The 19,563-nt window shown below is 62.3% G+C and carries 16 protein-coding genes; 6 read left to right on the top strand and 10 right to left on the bottom strand.

Annotated elements, in window-relative coordinates; all coding sequences use genetic code 11:
• Window positions 1-23: 23 nt before the first annotated feature.
• The 5 genes from IPL79_17050 to IPL79_17030 form a co-directional block, all read right to left on the bottom strand.
• Window positions 24-782 carry an SDR family oxidoreductase gene (locus IPL79_17050; protein MBK9072686.1) on the bottom strand — a complete coding sequence of 253 codons (759 nt, stop codon included), beginning with the start codon at window positions 780-782 and terminating at the stop codon, window positions 24-26.
• A gap of 292 nt (window positions 783-1,074) precedes the next feature.
• Window positions 1,075-3,516, bottom strand: a complete 2,442-nt coding sequence (locus IPL79_17045) for a carboxypeptidase regulatory-like domain-containing protein (protein ID MBK9072685.1) — start codon at window positions 3,514-3,516, stop codon at window positions 1,075-1,077.
• 143 nt (window positions 3,517-3,659) lie between these two features.
• Window positions 3,660-4,403, bottom strand: coding sequence for a tetratricopeptide repeat protein (locus IPL79_17040; GenBank protein MBK9072684.1), 744 nt, complete (start codon window positions 4,401-4,403; stop codon window positions 3,660-3,662).
• Between the two features lie 31 nt (window positions 4,404-4,434).
• Window positions 4,435-5,232 carry an outer membrane protein assembly factor BamD gene (bamD, locus tag IPL79_17035; protein MBK9072683.1) on the bottom strand — a complete coding sequence of 266 codons (798 nt, stop codon included), beginning with the start codon at window positions 5,230-5,232 and terminating at the stop codon, window positions 4,435-4,437.
• A gap of 151 nt (window positions 5,233-5,383) precedes the next feature.
• A complete protein-coding gene (locus tag IPL79_17030) occupies window positions 5,384-6,223 on the bottom strand; it encodes a hypothetical protein (protein ID MBK9072682.1) in 840 nt (279 codons plus the stop codon).
• Between the two features lie 107 nt (window positions 6,224-6,330).
• Here IPL79_17030 and mnmG point away from each other — a divergent pair, with 107 nt between their 5' ends.
• A complete protein-coding gene (gene mnmG / locus IPL79_17025; GenBank protein MBK9072681.1) occupies window positions 6,331-8,307 on the top strand; it encodes a tRNA uridine-5-carboxymethylaminomethyl(34) synthesis enzyme MnmG in 1,977 nt (658 codons plus the stop codon).
• 94 nt (window positions 8,308-8,401) lie between these two features.
• Window positions 8,402-9,982: an outer membrane protein transport protein gene (locus tag IPL79_17020; protein MBK9072680.1), complete on the top strand. Its 1,581-nt coding sequence runs from the start codon at window positions 8,402-8,404 to the stop codon at window positions 9,980-9,982.
• A 23-nt stretch (window positions 9,983-10,005) separates the two neighbouring features.
• Here the strand turns inward: IPL79_17020 and IPL79_17015 are convergent, their stop codons facing one another.
• Complete coding sequence (locus IPL79_17015) at window positions 10,006-12,507, bottom strand: VCBS repeat-containing protein (protein MBK9072679.1); 2,502 nt, start codon at window positions 12,505-12,507, stop codon at window positions 10,006-10,008.
• A gap of 230 nt (window positions 12,508-12,737) precedes the next feature.
• Between IPL79_17015 and IPL79_17010 the strand changes: the two genes are divergently transcribed.
• Both IPL79_17010 and IPL79_17005 read left to right on the top strand, forming a co-directional pair.
• Complete coding sequence (locus IPL79_17010; protein MBK9072678.1) at window positions 12,738-13,568, top strand: chorismate mutase; 831 nt, start codon at window positions 12,738-12,740, stop codon at window positions 13,566-13,568.
• Window positions 13,569-13,737: 169 nt separating this feature from the next.
• Window positions 13,738-14,889, top strand: a complete 1,152-nt coding sequence (locus tag IPL79_17005; protein MBK9072677.1) for a hypothetical protein — start codon at window positions 13,738-13,740, stop codon at window positions 14,887-14,889.
• 17 nt (window positions 14,890-14,906) lie between these two features.
• On the opposite strand, the gene IPL79_17000 is transcribed toward IPL79_17005, so the two are convergent.
• Both IPL79_17000 and IPL79_16995 read right to left on the bottom strand, forming a co-directional pair.
• Window positions 14,907-15,371: a hypothetical protein gene (locus tag IPL79_17000; GenBank protein MBK9072676.1), complete on the bottom strand. Its 465-nt coding sequence runs from the start codon at window positions 15,369-15,371 to the stop codon at window positions 14,907-14,909.
• A gap of 8 nt (window positions 15,372-15,379) precedes the next feature.
• A complete protein-coding gene (locus tag IPL79_16995) occupies window positions 15,380-16,075 on the bottom strand; it encodes a DUF2306 domain-containing protein (GenBank protein MBK9072675.1) in 696 nt (231 codons plus the stop codon).
• A 164-nt stretch (window positions 16,076-16,239) separates the two neighbouring features.
• Here IPL79_16995 and IPL79_16990 point away from each other — a divergent pair, with 164 nt between their 5' ends.
• Window positions 16,240-17,055 (top strand): MoxR family ATPase, encoded by an 816-nt coding sequence (locus IPL79_16990; protein MBK9072674.1) that lies wholly within the window; start codon window positions 16,240-16,242, stop codon window positions 17,053-17,055.
• Entirely contained in the window at window positions 17,055-18,275 is a 1,221-nt protein-coding gene (locus tag IPL79_16985; GenBank protein ID MBK9072673.1) for a VWA domain-containing protein, read from the top strand. The genes IPL79_16990 and IPL79_16985 overlap by 1 nt, the downstream gene beginning before the upstream one ends.
• A 55-nt stretch (window positions 18,276-18,330) precedes the next feature.
• Here the strand turns inward: IPL79_16985 and IPL79_16980 are convergent, their stop codons facing one another.
• Together IPL79_16980 and IPL79_16975 are read right to left on the bottom strand one after the other, a co-directional pair.
• Complete coding sequence (locus tag IPL79_16980) at window positions 18,331-18,822, bottom strand: FKBP-type peptidyl-prolyl cis-trans isomerase (protein ID MBK9072672.1); 492 nt, start codon at window positions 18,820-18,822, stop codon at window positions 18,331-18,333.
• A 147-nt stretch (window positions 18,823-18,969) separates the two neighbouring features.
• A complete protein-coding gene (locus tag IPL79_16975; GenBank protein ID MBK9072671.1) occupies window positions 18,970-19,440 on the bottom strand; it encodes a M48 family metalloprotease in 471 nt (156 codons plus the stop codon).
• Window positions 19,441-19,563 lie beyond the last annotated feature (123 nt).

The raw sequence follows: 19,563 nt of genomic DNA, 5'->3' as shown, positions 1-19,563 counted from the left end.
TCGTGCGCTAAGCGGCGTTTGCGTCAGCCCTGGTCGACGAGGGTTTTCACCACTTGGCCGATCACCGCGCCGCCATCGATGATGAATTCGTGTCCCGTAGAGTAGGTCGCGTCGGCCAACAAATAGAGCAGCATCGCCGTGACCTCCGCCGGCTCGCCGACGCGCGCAATCGGTTGCGTCGCGGCAAGAGCGTCCGCATCAAGGCCGGCAATCATGGGCGTCCGAATCGGCCCAGGATGGATCGAATTGACGCGTATACCGAGAGGTCCTAGCTCCAGCGCCGCTGCTTTGGTAAGGCCGCGCAGGCCCCACTTGCTGGCGACGTATGCGCCGAGATTGGCGTAGCCTTGTAACCCCGCCGTCGAGGCGATGTTGACGATTGAGCCGCCACCGGCGCGGCGGATCGACGGCACCGCGACGTGCATGCCAAGCCAACACCCTGTGAGGTTGACGTCGATCGTCCGGCGAAACTCCGCCGGCGCCGTGGACTCGATGGCGCCGAACGTGACGATGCCGGCGTTGTTAACCAAGTGCTTGATGGGGCCAAAGGTGGCCTCGGCCTTGGCCACCGCCGCCACCCAATCGGCCTCGACGGTTACGTCGTGATGTAGATAGACCGCCCCATCGCCAAGGCCCGCGACGAGGGCTTGGCCTTCGTCATCGAGCACGTCCGTCGCAACGACGCGTGCGCCAAGGCCCACCAGTTGCCGCACATGCTCGGCGCCCATGCCGCGGGCGGCGCCGGTAACGAGTACGACGTGTCCTTTTAGCGAATTTTGCATGTGGATGACTCCTTAGTAGGCAAGCTGGCTGTTGGGTTGGTCGCTGACCGAGCGATGTTGCGCCGGCGCGCCGCGGAGATCAAGCGCTCACCCTTCCCACCGCTCGGGGTCACGTACTACGTCAAATACCCGATTGATCTAAAGCACATGCAAATCAAAGTGCTTGATTTCAACATCCAGCGAATTCAGGCTTTGGAAATTAAGCACTTTGGGTCGCAACGCACCATTATAAAAAGACAATTTTGGCCAATGAGTGACCCCAACGCGCGACAACGCAAGCGATGGCTGCCGACTACTTGCTCGCGACCGCGGGGGACGCTTCGGCCGAGGCCTCGGCGACCAGCTCGACGAAGCGGATTCGCTCGCCTAGCAGCTTCTCTCGCGCGCGCTCCATGGCAATCGCCAGCTCGCCGGCCTTGCGCGATACCGAGCCCAGACGCGTGGTGAGCTGCGACAACATCGAGGCGCCCGCCTTGGCGGCGCGGAAGCTGTCGATTTGCGCCCGCAGCTCGGCCTCGCGCTGCGCCCATTCATCGGCGCGCTCCTGCAGCGAGGTGATTTCCTCCACCAGAATCTCAAGCGCCTGACCTTGCGCGACGATCTTGGCCAGCGCCGGTGCCTCGGCGACATTCGGCGACGCCTTGAGGTAGCTGCGCAAGAGGCCAAGCGCGCTGGCATCGGAGAAGTCATAGCCGCGGGCGTAGGTTTGGCTTTGCGTCACTTTCATGTTGGTGCTGGCGCCGGCTTCCACCTTTACGGCGATGAGATAGTTGTCGCCAACTTTTTCGGCGACGACTTCTTTGCCGAGCTCATAGCCGAGAGGCACGGCATGGCGCAGGTACACGGTGGTCGCCTCGCCGCCGCGATTGGTTACCGTATAGGCCACCGTCTGCTTGGTCGCGATGTCGGCGCGAAAGCCGTGGCGGTCGGCGCCAATAAAGCGCGTCATCTCCGACGTCGACGTGTCGGCGTGCTCGACGACCACTTGCCGATCGAGCGCGAATGGAATGACGACGGCCGCATGGCCCGCGATCGGCTCGGTGACGCCTTCGCCGACAAATTGGCCGTTGCCGTAAAAGGTCACCGGGCCGCGCTCGAGCATGGCGCCCGTTGGGTTGCGTAGCCGCACCGCGCGAAACGCAAAGGCCTGGTTGCCGCGGGCGCCGCTTGGGTCGTAGAGATAGACGACCTCGCCCTCGGTGGTCTCTTGCATCACCGACACCATCGCGCTGGTGTCCTTGGCGACGCTCATCGGCGCCGCGGCCATAAAGAGTGCGGTGCCAATAGGCGGCCCAGCATGCATGGCCGCTGGTGCGCCGCTGCCCGCGGCGATAAGGCTGGCGATGTCGACGTATTGCACGTCGAGGTGGCTGCTGCCGGGACGCACTTCGCAACCGACTTGCACCTTGGCCGCATTAAGGCCGACGTCGATTAGGTGATCGCGCATGATTTGCGCCTTGGTCTGCTCGTCGCATTGCGCTTTGTAGGCGACGTATTGCATGAGCTTGACGCCGCGCGAGCCCACGTCCGCGTTGCTCGCGATGTCTTGTGCTTCTTTGCGCAGCAGCTCCTGTGCGGTTGGTGGGCGCGGCGTCTCGTCGCGACTGCGTCGGCTTAACCTGCCATACCCAATGCCCGAGGTGTTGGTGCCGTCGACGACGTAGCGTGACTCGATGCTCGACGATCCGCTGAACGATCGGCCCACGGGAATATTGGTCACATAGTCCTCAGAAATCGTGATGCCGGATTTCGTTGAGCCAAGATCGATCAGCGGAGCTTGTCCGGAGACTACGATTACTTCGCCACGACTCGTCGGTATGACCTGGTTCACAACCGTCGTCTTGCCGGATCCAACAGGTTGGCCGGTTTGGGTTACTTCTGCGTCGTTATAGTAAAACGACACCGTGTAAGAGCCTGGCTTAAGATTGGTGGCATTGTAGGTGCCGTCCTCTTCGGTAATAAAAATAGTGTCAGCACCTCCTGGCGATCTAATCATCACCGTCGCCCCTGCCAACGGTTTGCCCTTCTCGTCCTTGGCAACTCCGCGCATGCCACCGGCGATTTGTGGCGTTGCCGCCGCAGCGGCCGCGTCGATCCCGCGATGCGGACTGACCGACTCTGGCGGCGCGACGGCAAACAGTTCGCCCGTCGCAAGCTGCTCGCGGTCGACTTTGTGCACGCTCCATAAATCGTAGCGAAAGCTCATCGCCGCGCTCGAGCCAACGCCGACGAGCACCTGCTTCCAGTCTTCGCCTGAGACATTGTCGACAATCGCCCAGCCCTCGAGCGTTACCGTGGTGTCGCCGGGCTCCTTTGGCAACGACACGCGATAGCTCGGCTTCCACGCCGGCGCTTCGGTGATATACGTCATCACCACGTCGCGCGTGCCGGGTGGCAGCGCAAGCTCCATTTGCACCACGTCGCCATGATCGGTGCGGCGCGGAAACGAGGCACCAATCGACGCGCCGCTCGCCTTATCGCGAATGGTCAGCGATTTGAGGAAATCGTCGACCAGGCGCCGCGGCACCGCCACCGTCAGCTTGCCCTTTACCGGCCGCGCCGTACGCTGATAATACGCCACACCATTGCGGTAGATGACCACCTTGCCCAACGTCGAATGCGGCATTGACACATGCTTTTTCGCGCAGCCGCCGCCCAGGGTTAGGGCCGCGCTTGCAAACGCCATGGCCGCAAAAGAACTCCTACCAAACACGCCGATTTGTTTTTTGTGCATGCGCGCACGTTACGCACGCCTCGCGGCGTCGTGGGCGCGCCCTGGCTAACATGCCATTGCAGCATGCGACCTGCGTCGACACCTTGCCTGCGCCTGCCTTAGCAGGATTACCCTGCCGTCTTAATTGCCCATCGCGCGAAGCTCTATTCGTATTTAGGCAGCGCCGAGCCTGCCACAGGCGCGTGCTCGTCTTCGACCATGCGCAAATACAGCCGCGCGTTCTTGTTGTTGGGCTCGTAGTTGAGCACCTCGCGCCACTCGGCGACGGCATCGTCTTTGCGGCCGAGTGAAAAATAGGTGACGCCGAGGTTGATACGCGCGGGGACGTAGTCGGGCTTGAGCCGCTTGGCTTGGGCAAACTCCGCCAGCGCGGCGTTAAACAAGCCCTTGTCGCGATAGACGTTGCCGAGCTTGACGCGCAAGTCGACAAAATCTGGGCACAGATCGAGCGCCTTGGCGTATTCGCGCGCGGCCTCGTCGTGCATGCCAAGGCCAAGGTAGGCGGCGCCCAAATCGGCGTGCATGTTGGCGAGCTTGCCCTTGGCATAAGGGTCGACCTGTTGCGTCTCGCCGCGCGACACCGATAGCGCGCGCTTATAGAGTTCGCGGGCTTGATCGTATTTGCCGCGATCGTTGTAGGCGACGGCCAAATTGAGCGCCGCCTCGGTGTACGCCGGGTTAATGCGCAGCGACGCCTCCCAGCATTCTTCGGCCTCGTCGAGCCGATCTTTGGAATGATGAATGATCGCGAGCATGTTGTAGACATCGGCAAATGTCGGCCGCAGCGCGACCGCTTGCGACAGGTAGACCTCGGCCTTGTCGTACTCGCCTTGCGCATAGTGCTCGCGCCCGAGGTTGATGAGATGATCGATATGGTTGATGGTCATGGAAACCTCTCGCGGCGCAGGGCTCTAAAAGTCAACGGCTGGCAGTCGTGCCGAGTTTATCGAGCTCGCGCTTGGCCGCGGCCGCATAGTCAGACGTGGGATACTTGGTGAGCAGCTGCGTCCACGCCGCCGTGGCGCGATCTGGCATCGCTAACTTGATATAGCCGCGGCCAAGCATGAGCAGCGCCCGCGTGTCGTAGGCCGAGCCGGCATACATTTCCGTGATGCGGCGCAGGCGCAGCACGGCGCCCGAGTATTTTTTACGCTTCCAGTAGAAATTGGCCGCGTACCACTCGTGATTGGCGAGCTTGGTGTTGGCCTTAAACAGCAGTTTTTCGGCGTCGGGCCGGTACTTCGAGCCCGGATATTTGGTGATGAACTTGGTCAGCTCGGTGCGCGCCTCTTCGTTGGGCGATTGATCTTTTTCGGCGGCAGGCGGCAACAGCCAACTCTCGCCCGGCAGCATTTTTACGTAGGCCGCGCCAATCTGAAAATTGACGTAGCCGTCGGCAACGCGTTCGTGGTTGGGGTGAAAGCGAATGAAGAGCTTGTAGCTATCGATGGCCGAGATGTACTCGCCGGCGCCAAACTCGGCGTCGGCCAGGCCGAGCTCGGCCATGGTGGCAAAGCCGGTGTACGGAAACCGGACACGAACAAAATTGAAATACTTAGAAGCTGCGACCCAATCTTTGGCCTTAAGCGCGGCCTCGCCCTTGGCGTAGTTGCCCTCGGCGGTGGTGACGTAACGGACCTTGCCGGTACCGCCCTTGGAGCAGCCGGGCGCGGCCGCGGTGAAGGCTAACACCACGGCAAGTAGCCATTTTGACATAAGACGATGGATACAACGCTTGGGTGGGGAGGGCAACACGATAGGCGGCAGGACTCCCCGGGGGGTGGCGCGGTTGCCTAGTAAAGGTTCGGGGGGCGCCGACTCTTATCGTAATTTCCGCCTGTTACGGGCCTTAGGCACGTAATTGAGACTAGGCGGTTGCGCATCCCCAGAACTCGTACTCGCATGGATCGCTGGGACCACATATCGGCGAAACCTCATGGTAGAGCGGCACGCAATCCTCACGGCTCTGACAGGCCTCCTCGCTCGGCATCGCTTCGCACGCAGGCGGTGGCTCGCACGCGTCAACTGGAATGCAGTACCCCGTCCAGCAGCTCTCGGCGACGCCGGGCAAGGTGCCCTGTGGACAGAGCGGCGCGACAAGATCGCAGGTTGAGCTCGCGTAGCACAGGCCAATCTCAAGGGGCGGCGGCGCTAGCGACGGCTCTTGAATGCACGATGCAAATTCCTGGCCGTAGTCTAGGGCTTGACCGTAGTGGTAGAGCAAGCTGCAGTCATCACGAGTCACGCACGCGTCGGCAAGCAAGCCACTACACGCGGGCGCCGGCGGAAGCGGTGGCGTACTATCGTAGGCCATCGCCGTCGGCCAACATGCCACGAAGGTCGGCGACGCTGGGCCGTCCAGCCCTGGGTCGATGACGTAGGCACTCTGGCAGCCCGCTTGTTCGTTGCACGCGGCCTCATCGAGAAAATCGCATTGCGCCGACGAACATGCGCCCCATGGAGGGAGCGGCGCCAAGCTTAGCTCGTCTCCAGCCGCGCCTTGAATTTCGATGGGGCCATCGCAGGTCGTATGGCCCCCACCGAAGGTTTCACATTCACCCGTGTATGGATTTCGCAGCGTCTCGGGGTCGCCCGGCACTTCATAACACTTGGTTTCTTCTGGCAAGATACAGCCGAACAGGGCACCAGTTAGCGAGGTCACGACCACAAGGGCATATCTAGTCATGCGGCCGATCGATGCAATCATTGCGCCACCTTGGAGTCTTTACAAGTCGGCTAGTTAGGCTCCCCAGGCCTCAGAAATCTGACGAAAATGCGCGGGAGGCCACGAGAAGCTGTGGTACCGACGCCGCGATGCGCTACGACTATCCCGAGCAGTACGACGTCGTCGTCGTCGGCGCCGGCCATGCCGGTTGCGAGGCCGCCTTGGCTGCGGCTCGCATGGGCGCGCGGGTCTTGGTGCTCACGGGCAATCTCGACATGGTGGCGCAGATGTCGTGCAACCCAGCGATTGGCGGCGTCGCCAAGGGGCACATGGTTAAGGAAATCGACGCGCTCGGCGGCGAGATGGCGTCGGTGATCGATCAAACGGGCATTCAGTTTCGCCGACTCAATGCATCTAAAGGCCCGGCGGTGCGCTCAACGCGCGCGCAGGCCGACAAGCGCGCCTATCGCGAAACCATGCGGCGACGCCTCGAGATGCAGCCGGGTTTGTTTTTGCGCCAAGGCGAGGTCGCTTGCTTGCATTGGGATGAGACGAGCACCGCGTATGCCGGTGCGGGGGCGGGCTCGGCTTCGACCTCGCGCGCGCGGGTTACCGCGGTCACCACCACGATGGGCGTGACGTATCAGACGCGCACGGTGATTCTCACTACGGGCACGTTTCTGCGCGGCAAGATTTTTGTCGGCGAGGCGCGCGCGGCGGGTGGTCGCGTCGGCGAAGCGCCCGCAATGGGGTTGTCGACGTCGCTCGAGCAGCTCGGCTTTGTGCTTGAGCGGCTTAAGACCGGCACGCCGTGCCGGATCGATCTAAAGACCATCGACATCGCCGGCCTTGAAGTGCAGCCGGGCGAAACACCGACGCCGGCGTTTAGCGTGCTCGGGCCGCGCGACTTTACGCCGCCCCTGCCGCAAATCGCCTGTTGGCTGACCTATACCAACGAAAAAACCCATCAAATCATTCGCGATAATATTCATCGCTCGCCGCTATTTGCCGGCGCGATCGAGGGCACCGGGCCGCGCTATTGCCCGAGCATTGAAGACAAGGTGACGCGCTTTGCCGACAAAGATCGGCATCAAGTGTTTTTAGAGCCCGAAGGCATCGACTGCGGCGAGGTCTATCCCAATGGCATCTCGACGTCGCTGCCGTTTGACGTGCAGCTCGCGATGATTCGCACCATCGGCGGCCTTGAGCGCGCCGAGATGACCCGGCCCGGCTATGCGGTCGAATATGACTTTATCGATCCGCGCGAGGTGCTGCCGACGCTTGAGACCAAGCGCTGCGCGGGCCTGTATCACGCCGGCCAACTCAACGGCACCTCGGGTTACGAGGAGGCCGCGATCCAAGGCCTGCTCGCGGGCATCAACGCGGCGTGTGCCTTGGGCTTTGGCCCCGGCGACCGGCAACCGGTAATCTTGCGCCGCGATCAGGCCTATGGCGGCGTTCTAGTTGACGACCTCGTCACGCGTGGCACCAAGGAGCCGTATCGCATGATGACGTCGCGCGCCGAGTTTCGCCTCATCTTGCGCGAAGACAACACCGCCGAGCGCTTGCTGCCGCTGGGGCGCTCGCTTGGGCTCATTGGCGATGAGAAGTGGCGCGAGTATGAGCACCGCCAGGCCGAGCTGGCGGAGGCGATGGCGCGCGTCGAGACCGCGACAATCACCGGCACCGACGCGGTTAACGCCAAGCTTGCGCAGCTTGGCTCCGCAGCCCTTCACGATCGCCGAGTCAGCCTAGCCGAACTAATGAGGCGACCAGAAATGACATGGGATGCCGCGGCGCAAGTTGCCGAGGTCGCCGGCCTTGCCAGCGCACAGGTGCCACGCGACATCGCCGAGCGCGTCGAGACCGAGATCAAATACGCGGGGTATTTGCGGCGGCAGCAAGGCGACGCCAAGCGCCTGCTGCGTGCAGACGATATGCTGGTGCCCGACGACTTAGATTATGCTGGCGTCCCCGGTCTGTCGCGCGAGGTGATCGAAAAGCTCACGGCCGTGCGGCCGCAGTCGCTCGGGCAGGCTTCGCGGATCTCCGGCATCACGCCCGCGGCAGTTACGATTTTAATGACGCATATCGCCATTACCCGGCACCAAGCAGCGCGCCCGTAAGAAATGCCTGCCGGCTCCGGTGAAAGTCGGGCTGCGGCCGCGATTTGCGCCCGAGCGCACACCGCCCTCGCGACATTTAATTTACGCTTTTATTATGAAAGCTAAGGAACAGTCGCTTGCAAGGTTAATTGGCACGGCAGGTGGGCTCGCAGCGCTTGCGCTAGGTTCAACGAGCGCCTTCGCGGGTGGCTTTAATCTGCCAGGGTTTGGCCCCGCGGCGCAGGCGCAGGCCGGGGCGTTTGTCGCTACCGCCGACGACGCGATGGCGATTTATACCAACCCCGCCGGCCTCGCCGACCAAAGCGGCACGACGATTCAAATTGGCGGCAGCTTCATCGACTATTCGCTCTCGTTTACGCGCCGCGGCGCCTACGACGCGGTCGACGGGCAAACTTTGCCGTGGGAGGGCGATGCCTACGAGACGGTGCACAACACCGCGCAGCCCGAAGTTGGCTTCGGCGATTTTCAGGCCATTCCGATGATCGCCGTGTCGACGGACCTTGGGCTAGGTATTAAAGGCCTGCGTTTTGGCTTTGGCTTTACCGCGCCGCCAGCCTATCCCGCCCGCGACTTTGAGTCAGATTACGTGATCGACGATCCAAACCGCCCTCCCCCGCCAACTCGCTACGACGCGGTCAAGCAAGACGCCTCGGTGGTATTGCCGTCGATTGCCGTTGCGTATGAGGTCAACGACGCCCTAAGCGTTGGCGGTCGTTTCTCGTGGGGCTTTGGCGAGATTTCTTCCACCGTCTATACGTGGGCGCTGCCGACGGCGAACTATGAAGAGTGGGTCGGCAATGAAGCGCGCATCGAGCTGTCCGGCAAAGATGATTTCGTACCAATTGTCTCGCTCGGCGTGCACTACAAGCTATCGCCGACGTGGGAAGTGGCAGCCATGTGGCAGTCAATAACTAAAATTAGTGCCAAGGGCAGCACCAAGCCGACGCTAAGCGAAGACCTTGAACTTGGCGGCCTACCTATTGGCCTCGATCCGCTACCCGACGCGGAAACCAAGTGCGCCAAGGGTGGCACGCCCGACGCGCTGGCGACGTGCGTGGATTTTGCGCTGCCAATGACCGCGGAAATCGGCGCGCGCTACGTCATGCGAAATTCGGACAACAGCGAGCGCGGCAGCATCGAAGCCGACGTGCGCTGGGAGCAGTGGAGCGCCGCCTCTGACTTCACCGTGGTCGTTGACGCGCAGGCCTCGGGCATTGCGTTGCGCGAATCGCTGGTGCGGCATGGCTTTCAAGACGTGTGGTCGGCGCGCCTTGGCGGTAACTACCGCGTGCCGGTGGGCGGCAACAGCGCCATCTTGCGCGCCGGCGCAGCGTACGAGACGGCGACGGCCAAGCCGGGATGGGAGCGCGTCGACCTCGACGGCGCGGCCAAGACCATCGGCAGCGCAGGCGTCGGCATGGCGTTTGGCAAGGTCGCCGTCGAGCTCGGCGCGATGTATACGTATCAGGGTAAGCGCGAAGTAGGCACTGATTGCAACCCAACCAACGACGAGCCCGGTTGCGGCGGCAGCGTTGCCGAGCCAGCCGACCGCACGGGGCCCGATCCAATTGCGCCTTTGAAGTCCGCCGATAGCCAATTCCAATCGCCGTTCAACGCCGGCACCTACAAGTCGAGCTACCTGATGCTCATGCTCGGCGTCGCGACGACGTTCTAGACCTCACACCCCTGCGGTCTGTGCTATGGCGGATCGCCGGCCTCGCGGCGGCGTGGCCACGCCAGGCGGTAGCTGTTGCGCCCGCTTTCGGCCAAACTCTTGTCGCCTTGGTACAGGCAGAGCAGCTGAGTCGTCGCATCGCCAGCGAGATCGGCGGCTACGCAGACGCGCGCGCTGGCGGCCAGGCGTTTGCTGCCAAAGGGCGAGGCATCGCTCACCACGACGCGGCGGTCAAAGCCACCCTGTGCGTTGCCGTAGAGCAGGCGCGACCCGTGGTATTCGGTCAGCCCTTGGATGAAGAGATCGCCCAAGCCATCTCCATCAAAGTCGCCGCCAACGTGCTTGCCGTGCTGCGTGGTCCAGCTGCCCCAATCCATCCAATACTCGAAGTTGACGTCTTGCTCGGGCAAAAATTTCCCGGTGCCATCCGCGATTAGCTTGTAGGTCGCGTGCACGGGCGCCTTGGACGGCAGAACGACGTCATCGCGGCCATCACCATTGATATCCACCACGACGAGGGCGCGATATTTGGCCGACCACTTGCTAGCCGACATCCATGGAATCGTCGTCAGATCGATGGGCGCGGCAAAGCCGGTGCTGGCGCCGAGCAACATCACGACCTCGGAGGTTTCGTCGAGCGAGCGTAGCAAGACGTCGTCTTTGCCGTCGCCATTGAAGTCGCCAACCGCGGGTTCGCGGCGATTGGCTTGCCAATAGCTTCGCTTGGCGCCCAGCGGCGCCGCGACGTCGCGCGCAGCGGCAAAGCTGCCCGCCTCCGCGGTGCCGGCAAGCAGATAGGCCGGAAGCTCAGCCGTCAGCGGCGCGACGACTAAATCGTCAAGGCCATCGCCATTGAAGTCGCCGCGCAAGACGTACCGATCGCGCGCCGCCCACCACGCCTTCTTCATGCCACTCGTCGTGCTGAGATCCGTTGTCGTCCAACTGCCATCGTCGTTCATGCGCGCGAGCAAGGTCGAGGTAGAGGTGGCAATGCCGCGAAAAAGCAGTTCGTCGCGGCCATCGCCGCCAACGTCGATGACGGTGGCGTGCCGCAGATCCGCGGCAAACAAGCGCGCCTGCAGCGGCACCGGTACCGGCGGCTGCGTGCGGCCGCCCACGCCCGAGAACAAGGCCTTGGGCGGCGCCGAGGCGCGCCTCCCTTGCAAGAAAACGTCATCGCGCCCGTCGCCGTTGAAGTCGCCCGCGAGTGGCAAATGGTTGTCGATGTAAAATCCGTTGGGATCGATGCGCGGATCGTGACCGAGAATTTGCGAGTTAGGCCGCGCGGGCAAGCACCCATCTTCGCCTAAGGCGCAGCGCTCATAGACACGCACCGCATCGATGCGATGAATCATGTTTGGCACCTGCGAGATGGCAAAGCTGCTGCCGCCGACCGGCACGATCGAGGTATTGAGGATCCAGTAGAATGGATCAGCGGGGATGCCGGCGGGCAAGGTGCCGGCGGCGCTGCCATCTTTTTCATAGTGCGCCTTTAGCAAATCGCCTCGCTGCACCCGGCCAATTTCCAGATCGTCGACGTAGTAGCGCACCTCCTCTGGCTCCCATTCGACCGCATAGGTGTGCCAATCGGTGTACGTCGTGCGATTGCCGGTGCTGTGAATGAAGCCATGAGTATGCCCGGTCTTAACAATGGAACGATCGGCGTTGCTTTCGCCCCACACAAAATTGCCGCCGAACTCATGTGGTTCGGAGTTGTAGTAGGTTTCCATGATGTCGATCTCGCCTTTTTCAGGCCAGTGGCCCTCTTGCGGCAAGAGCCAATGTGCTGGCCACGAACCGGTACCCTCCGGCAGCTTGGCCCGCACTTCGAAGCGCCCATACAATTGTTGAAAGCCCGGAGAGGTTTGCGTGCCGTCAGAAAGCCGCTTGGACACCACGCCGCCGGTGACGGTTGGGCAATCCGTATAATGCTCGTAGGAATTTGGGATGGGCTGGCCACATTGCCATGGGCCGCGAGGTTTGCTGCGGCCGACGCTGGTTACGCGCGACGTGAGCTGGAGCTCGCCATCGCGCACGGTTACTTCTTCCGACGAAAAGGCATTGATGCCGGTTTTGTTGCCATTGGCGTCGATGAACTGCTTGCCCCAATCCATATAGTTGTAATAGGTCATCGGCGTCCACACGCATTTGTTAAGCCCGGCTAGGTTGTCCGCCGCTTCGGGAGGACACGCCTCCGAGGCCCAGCCGAGGTGATGGCATTGCGGGGCCTGGCTATAACAATCGGCATCCGGATGGTTGGGATCCGCGGGCGGTCCGTCAAATTCGTCTTCGAACGAAAGGCGCCAGCCGAGCGCCGCCTCGCACTGGCCCATGCCGGTGCACGTATCGCCTTCTTCGCACTGACCGCACTCTTCCCAGCACCCCGGTGCTAAGCCGCAGACGCGATCGCCACAGGCACAGGCGATTTCGGCGGCAAAGGTTGCGGTTTCATCAGTGGTTTCACCGCAGGCGTGAAGCGCCTGGACCGCGATGACGATGACGGCGACGCGAAGCTTAGTGGTCATAGGTAGCTAATAAGCAAGGCACATGCCAGGGACGGGGGGCTCGGCCCGGTGCGGCTTGCGCCCACCGGCGTAGCTGGTGGGGTGTGACCGCGCGATGCGCGGGGCTATTGCGTGCCGACGTGGGGGGTGGGCCCCCAGGGCCACCGCCACTTGTAAGGTGGGAGCGCGCCTTCTCAAGTAGCGATTCGGGCGCGTCGCGGATGGTAGCCCGATGCCCTATGCTGGCACCTGTGCGCATCGCAATCCAAGGCATGGCGGGTTCATTTCATGACATCGCGGCGCGTGCGTTGCTCGGCGCCGCCGGCGATTTGGTGGCATGCGCGACGTTTGCCGAGGTGGTGCGCCACGTCGAGCAAGGCAGCGTCGACACGGCCGTAATGGCGATCGAAAACAGCGTCGTCGGCAGCATTTTACCCAATTACTCGCTGCTGCAAGCAAGCCACGTGCACGTGGTAAATGAGATGCGATTGCGCGTCGAGCAGCAGCTCATGGCCTGCCCGGGCGCAACGCTGGCATCGATCCGCGAGGTGCGCTCGCATCCAATGGCGCTGTCGCAGTGCGAAACGTTTTTAGACAAGCATCCGCAGTGGCAGCGCGTTGAGGCGAGCGATACGGCGGGCAGCGCGCGCGACGTAGCGCAAGGCGGGCGCCTCGACGTGGCAGCGATTGCGCCGCAGCTGGCAGCCGAGGTGTATGGCCTGACGGTGCTCGCGCGCAACATCGAAGACAGCGCGCACAATACGACGCGATTTTTGCAGCTGATGCCGGGCATAGCTGGCGAGGTAGGCACCCATTGTAGCGTTAGCTTTGCGGTGCGCGATGAGCCCGGCAGCTTGCACCGCGCGCTGGGCGTGCTTGCCGCCGCGGGCTGGAACCTCAGCAAGATTCAAAGCGTGCCGATGCCAAGCGAGCCGGGGCGCTATCGCTTTTTTGTCGACTTGATCGCACCTGAGGCGAATGGCGGCGAGGGCGCGAGCTTGGCGGCGTTCACGGCCGCTGTCGATGAGCTGCGCGTCTTGGGGCGATACACGCCACGTGCTGGCTCGCTATCAGCCATGTAGACTGAGGCGACGTATGTTGCGCACCTACAGCGTCGCGCATAACAACTTCGATACCTAAGATAGGTTTGGTTCATCAGGGTATTTAGTCTTTTCGTCATTTGACAAGCGAAGTGATCATCGGGAAATCTATAGGCGCGGTGCTCACACACTCGCCGCAATGGAGATCACGATGTCATTCACCGCTCGCTTCCCCTCACGCTTGACGTTTGCTTCCCTGCTCGCGATTGCGGCGTGCACGTCCGCCTCGGACGAACCGCCACCGCCGCCGGATGATGACATCCCTGCGTGCGGCAGCGATGTCAACGCGCCCTTGTTCACCGCGTTGCCTGTCGACGAATCGGCGATCGACGAGGTGATCGTGTTTGGTGAACTCGATCCCGGCGGTGGCGATGTCATCCCCAATGGGCAGAGCGGCATCCGGCTCGATGGCACCGGCGTAGAGCTGCGTGCGCCAGCCGACGGCTTCATCGTCGCCGTCGAGAAATTCACATGGCTGGCCTCCGAATTTCGCGAAGGGGAGTCCGATTTCTCGCTCATATTCCGCCCGTGCGACGAGGCGACGGTTTCCTTGCAGCACGTCTTCACGACCACGGCTGCGCTTGCGGCGCTGGTTGAAGACGCGGACTGCGAGACCTACGACACAGAGAGCGAGACGATTCAGGCGTGCTCGGCCGAGGGCCTGGCGGTGCCGGTGACCGCGGGCGAAGTGCTCGGTACCGTCGGCGGCGCGACGGCCGGTGGCTTTGACTTCGACATGAGCGATACGCGCCGCGAAGCGGTGGTGACCACGCGCGCGAACCCCTTCTACAAGCATGCCGTATGTTTCAGCTCTTACTATGACGGCGCCGATCGCACGCTGCTCGAATCCCTCACCGGGCTCCTCGGCGAGATGCGCAGCGGCGACCCCGCCTGCGGCACGATCGAAGTGGATGTTGCCGGCAGCGCGCAGGGCGTCTGGGTGCGCGAGGACAACGTGATTCCGTACGACGGCGGCGCGCACGCGTATCTGACGCTCGCGCCGGATTTCCTCGACCCCGAAGCCGAGCTGCTCATCTCGATTGGTGGCGAAGAGCTCCGGCCGTTGCACGTCGTCACCCGCTCCTTTGTCGGTCGCGCCAACCTCGACTTTGCCAGCGTGCCGGCCGACGACAGCATCCACTGCTACGCCGTGCCCAACGATACTCGTTCGGTGATGCTCGCGCTGAGCGACGATGACACGCTGACATTCGAGCTCATCTCGCACGACTTGGGCCAAACGCCGTGCAGCGGCGCAGCCGAGGACTGGCTCTTTTCGGGCGCCGCGGTTACATACGTGCGCTGAGGTTGAGCGAACGGTAGCTAGCGCCGGCGAGCGTGCTTGCTTGGTGGTGGGGCTGCAAACACCTGCGAAAGTTTGGTGCTAGAGACCTCCGCGCTGACGCAGGTGCCCGCGGCCGCGCGCTTTACCCGCTTGCCGCGCAGGTGGGCCACGGGGTACACGGCGCCTTTTTTGGTAATGAAGACGTCGGCGGTTGCCGCGTAGACACAGCCCGCGAGGGACTCCGAGCCCTGATCGACGCGAAAGGCGTAGAAGGCTCGCCCCTTGGCGTCCACGCTCGCATCTGCGTCTAGCTCTGGGTCGTATGACAACGGCTGAGCCATCCGCGAAAATGTCTTTTTGCGAGGCGCGGCGGACTCAACCTTTTCCATCTCGCGCTCGACGACGGCCAGCGCATCGCTGCGGGCATCGGCGTGCGCAGATGTCGCGGCTAGCGCGAGCGGCAGCGCGGTGAATAGGGCGGCGAGCAAAGCTATACGTTTCATGGGGTTCCTTATCGATTAAGCGACAACTCGGTTGCCTTTGCCACCACCAGCCGAATTGCTGGTGGCGACGCTTGTATTGAACGAGGCAGCATCCACTCGATGACGGCGGCGCTGCCGACGACCGGGATCCAAAGCGCGGCAATGTAGAGAGGATCGCTGTCGTAGCCATAGTGCGCCAAGCCGTACAAGATGGCGCGCGACGTCACCGCGACGCTGAGTTGCGCCAGCACGTGCAGCGTCATCTTGCGATGTGTGCGGAGGTCGCGCGACCTGGCGCTGGTGATCGCACGCACCATGGCGAACGCAGTGATGCCGCCGGTGAGCAAAAAGCCAAGGGTGGAAGGCAGGCCGCCACGAGCAAAGAACGCCAAGTAAAACCCCGCTGGGACCACGCCGAGGAGAATGACCAGGCCCGTGGCTCGCCCCAGCCAGCGATGCAGGCGCGGCACACGGCGCATGGTCCATGGCACCACCAGAACGAGGCAGGCCGCCAGCGCGAAGCAGGCGGCGGCGACGTGAACTTGCACCGCGGTCATCCACAGCTCCTCGTGCGGCAACGGCAGACGTTCAACGAAGAAGGGCGCGAGGTCGTCGCCCCAATACACCAGGCTCGCGTCGATGATGAGCGCGGCGCCCAAGGCCAGCGCCAGCCAGAGAATCCATGTCGCGGCACGGGTGCTGGCACGAACGAAGCTGGCGCGCATATGGGACCTAACGCGCCAGCGGCAGCTAGGATCTAACGCGCCGCAATTTTCTGATAAGCCTTACCTCTCGCCGGCTTAGGCGGCACCCCGCCCAAACCAATATGCCCCCTCGGTTTCGCGGCTAGCGCATCGGCATTAGCCCGGCTTTCGACTATTCTGCGGCCATCGTGAATTCGTTCAAGGGTACTGAATCCTACATTGCGTCCGAGGAGCTGCAGTATGCGGTCAACGTGGCAGTCGCGCTGGGCCGGCCGCTGCTAGTGCGCGGCGAACCGGGCACGGGCAAGACGCTGCTGGCGGAAAATGTCGCGGCGGCGATGGGCCTGCCGCTGGTGCGCTGGCACGTTAAGTCTACGACCAAGGCGAAGGATGGCCTGTATGTGTACGACACCGTGGCGCGGCTGCACGACAGCCGGTTTGGCGATGGCGAGGTGCGCGACATCGAGCGCTATATCAAGCTCGGGCCCTTGGGCACGGCGCTCGCCGCCGAGAGCCGCGTCGTGCTGCTGATTGACGAAGTGGATAAGGCCGACATCGAGTTCCCCAACGATTTGCTAATGGAACTCGATGCGATGCGCTTTCGCATTGACGAGACTGGCCGCGAAGTGACGGCCAAAGAACGGCCGATCGTAATCATTACGTCCAACAACGAAAAAGAACTGCCCGACGCGTTTCTCCGCCGCTGCGTGTTCCACTTTATTGAGTTTCCCGATCGCGCGCAGATGCGCGAGATTGTGCACGTGCACTTCCCGAGCCTCGAAGACGATGTGCTGGCCAATGCGATCGAAATCTTTTACGGCCTCCGTAATACGCCGCGCCTGCGCAAGCGCCCGTCGACCAGCGAGTTTATCGATTGGCTGGCGGCGCTAAAGCACAGCGGCATGTCGCCTAAGAAGCTGGCGGCGGGCATTCCGTTTCTCGGCACGCTGATTAAGACCGAGCAAGACATGGAGCTTTTGACCAAGCGCGCCAAGGCCTAATGTTTCTGCAATTTCTCTATGAGCTGCGCGCCCGCGGGGTGATGGTCTCGACGCACGAGTGGATCGCGCTGTCGCAGGCCTTGGCGCTCGGCCTGCACGAGAGTTCGCTCGACGATTTCTATCATTTGGCGCGCTGCCTATGCGTAAAAGATATCGGCAAGTACGATGCATTTGACGCGGCATTCTTGGCCGTTTTTCGCGACGTACAAGGCGACGCGCTTGCGCTCTCGCAGGCCCTGCTCGATTGGCTGGCCGACCCGAAAACCAAAAAGCAACTCAGCGACGCCGAGCGCGCGGCATTGCAGCGGTTAAATCTCGAAGAGCTGCGCCGCCTGTTCGAAGAGCGGCTGCGCGAGCAAAAAGAGCGCCACGACGGCGGCAATCGGTGGATTGGCACTGGCGGCAGCTCGCCTTTCGGCTCGGGTGGCACCCACCCTACCGGCATCCGCGTCGGCCCCGGTGGCGGGCGCTCAGCGATGGCGGTCGCCGGCGAGCGACGGTTTGCCGAGTATCGACGCGACGTCGTGCTCGACGTGCGGCAGATCGACGTTGCGCTGCGCGGGCTGCGCCAGCTTGGGCGCGACGGTGCCGAAGAAGAACTCGACATGGACGAGACCATCGACGAGACCTGCCGCAACGCCGGCGACATCGAGATTGTCATGCGCGCGCCGCGGCGCAATCGCGCCAAGGTGCTCTTGCTGATGGACGTCGGGGGCTCGATGGATGCGCATAGTGAGCTGGCGAGTCGCCTGTTTACCGCCGCCAGCCGCGCCGGGCGTTTTGCCCGCATGCGCAGCTACTATTTCCACAATTGCATCTACGAAGCGGTGTACGAGGATGCGCTATTTCGCAAGCCGGTGGCACTCGACGAGCTCTTGGCGACCACGTCGCGCGACGAGAAGGTGGTGATTGTCGGCGACGCGCTGATGCATCCCGCCGAGCTGCTCGACGCCATGGGCGCGTGGTCGATGTACGGCCGCGCCGGGCGGATGCCGGGGCTGGAGGCGCTGCGCCGCGTGGCACGGCACTTCCGCAAAACGGCGTGGCTTAACCCCGAACCCAACCAGTATTGGCGCGGCACGACGATCGAACCAATCGCCGAGGTGTTTGCGATGTTTCCGCTCACCATCGATGGCCTTGGCGAGGCGGTTCGGCATTTGGTGACGGCGAGTGCCGCGGGTGGACCAAACGCCGCGGGCGGCTCAGCGCCGACGCACTAGCATTCGCTGCGCAATCAGCGCAACAGGCGTGCTGCCACGCCGCATGTGGTCACACTTAGAAGTCGACCAGCTCTACGTCAAAAACCATGACCGCATTGCTGCGCACTCCGTCGGGTGGCGCGTCGCCATAAGCCAACGACGAAGGGAGCAACAACACCCCCTTGCCGCCCTTCTGCAGCAGTGGAACGCCTTCCTGCCACCCAGCGATGACGTTGCCCAAGGGAAAGGTCACAGGACTGCCATCGGTCTCATCAAACACCTCGAGGTCGAGATAGTACCCCTTGTAATATACCGTCACCTCGTCCTCGACGGTCGGATGCCCGCCCATTCCAGGAGTCTCGATGATGTAATGCAAACCCGATGGCGTCGACTCGGCGCTGAGTTGGTTATCGTCGAGGTACGCTTGGATTTGCTGGATGTCCTGTTCGAGCTGAGTTAGCGGCACCGCCGGTCCTGCGGGTTCATCCTGGCAGCCAACCGCGCCAGCAATCCCTGAAACAAGCAGCGCAGGCAGGATGCCTGCAAAACGTAAAAACGGTTTGACCATGATGTAGTCCTCCTAGCGCGCCGCGCGACTGCGACGCTGGCGCGACAATAACCAGAGGCCGCCAAAAAGGGATTTCTAAGGCCTTAAATCATGCCGCCCACCTTATGGGGGCCTCGCAGAGGGCGGCAGACATGACGTAGGCTGCTGCTAAATTGGGAGTTGTTTGCGTAGGGTCATAAATACGCGACGAAGCTTGGCTGTCACGCTGTTGTTTTGCTTGTCGATGATACCAGGCTCGGGCAGCGGCACCAGTGGGGTCAGGCCGCGCTGCTTGAGGCTTACGTGCATCCGCGAATACGCCTTCTCGGCGCGAGCTTTGATGGTGGGGTGCGTGTCTGCGGCCTTGATTCTACCTTTATTTTTGATCTCATCACCTGCGAGATAGACATGGAGTAAGTATTCACCTTCTGGCCGAAACCCCGCGGCCTCGGCTATTTTGAAGCCGATGGTATCTGCTGCCTTTTCTTTGGCGCGCGATTCGGCAAATACGCTGGTAAACACGCCGGTGTTATCCGCATCACGTCGCCACAAATGGGAGGCTTCGTGGCCAATCACCACAGCGATCATGGCATCTGCCAATTGTTCAATATCTGATTCATTCTTGAAAGTAAGGGTCACTCTCGTCCCGAAATTTAACTGCTATTTCAAGTGCTTCACTAGGCTACTGCGTGATCACGTTCAAGCGAACGTAACTACGCAGCACCGGGTCTAACATCCAGTAATTACAGGCTAATCGGGAGG

The sequence above is a fragment of the Myxococcales bacterium genome, from assembly GCA_016716835.1.
Classification (GTDB): Bacteria; Myxococcota_A; Polyangia; order Haliangiales; family Haliangiaceae; genus JADJUW01.
Note: the sequence above shows the minus strand (reverse complement) of the source record. Positions and strands in the feature narration are given on the sequence as shown.

Excerpts from the sequence above, each read along its gene's own strand:
- IPL79_17050 (MBK9072686.1), bottom strand. The coding sequence starts at position 782 with ATGCAAAATTCGCTAAAAGGACACGTCGTACTCGTTACCGGCGCCGCC.
- IPL79_17045 (MBK9072685.1), bottom strand. The coding sequence starts at position 3,516 with ATGCACAAAAAACAAATCGGCGTGTTTGGTAGGAGTTCTTTTGCGGCC.
- IPL79_17040 (MBK9072684.1), bottom strand. The coding sequence starts at position 4,403 with ATGACCATCAACCATATCGATCATCTCATCAACCTCGGGCGCGAGCAC.
- bamD (MBK9072683.1), bottom strand. The coding sequence starts at position 5,232 with ATGTCAAAATGGCTACTTGCCGTGGTGTTAGCCTTCACCGCGGCCGCG.
- IPL79_17030 (MBK9072682.1), bottom strand. The coding sequence starts at position 6,223 with ATGATTGCATCGATCGGCCGCATGACTAGATATGCCCTTGTGGTCGTG.
- mnmG (MBK9072681.1), top strand. The coding sequence starts at position 6,331 with ATGCGCTACGACTATCCCGAGCAGTACGACGTCGTCGTCGTCGGCGCC.
- IPL79_17020 (MBK9072680.1), top strand. The coding sequence starts at position 8,402 with ATGAAAGCTAAGGAACAGTCGCTTGCAAGGTTAATTGGCACGGCAGGT.
- IPL79_17015 (MBK9072679.1), bottom strand. The coding sequence starts at position 12,507 with ATGACCACTAAGCTTCGCGTCGCCGTCATCGTCATCGCGGTCCAGGCG.
- IPL79_17005 (MBK9072677.1), top strand. The coding sequence starts at position 13,738 with ATGTCATTCACCGCTCGCTTCCCCTCACGCTTGACGTTTGCTTCCCTG.
- IPL79_17000 (MBK9072676.1), bottom strand. The coding sequence starts at position 15,371 with ATGAAACGTATAGCTTTGCTCGCCGCCCTATTCACCGCGCTGCCGCTC.
- IPL79_16995 (MBK9072675.1), bottom strand. The coding sequence starts at position 16,075 with ATGCGCGCCAGCTTCGTTCGTGCCAGCACCCGTGCCGCGACATGGATT.
- IPL79_16985 (MBK9072673.1), top strand. The coding sequence starts at position 17,055 with ATGTTTCTGCAATTTCTCTATGAGCTGCGCGCCCGCGGGGTGATGGTC.
- IPL79_16980 (MBK9072672.1), bottom strand. The coding sequence starts at position 18,822 with ATGGTCAAACCGTTTTTACGTTTTGCAGGCATCCTGCCTGCGCTGCTT.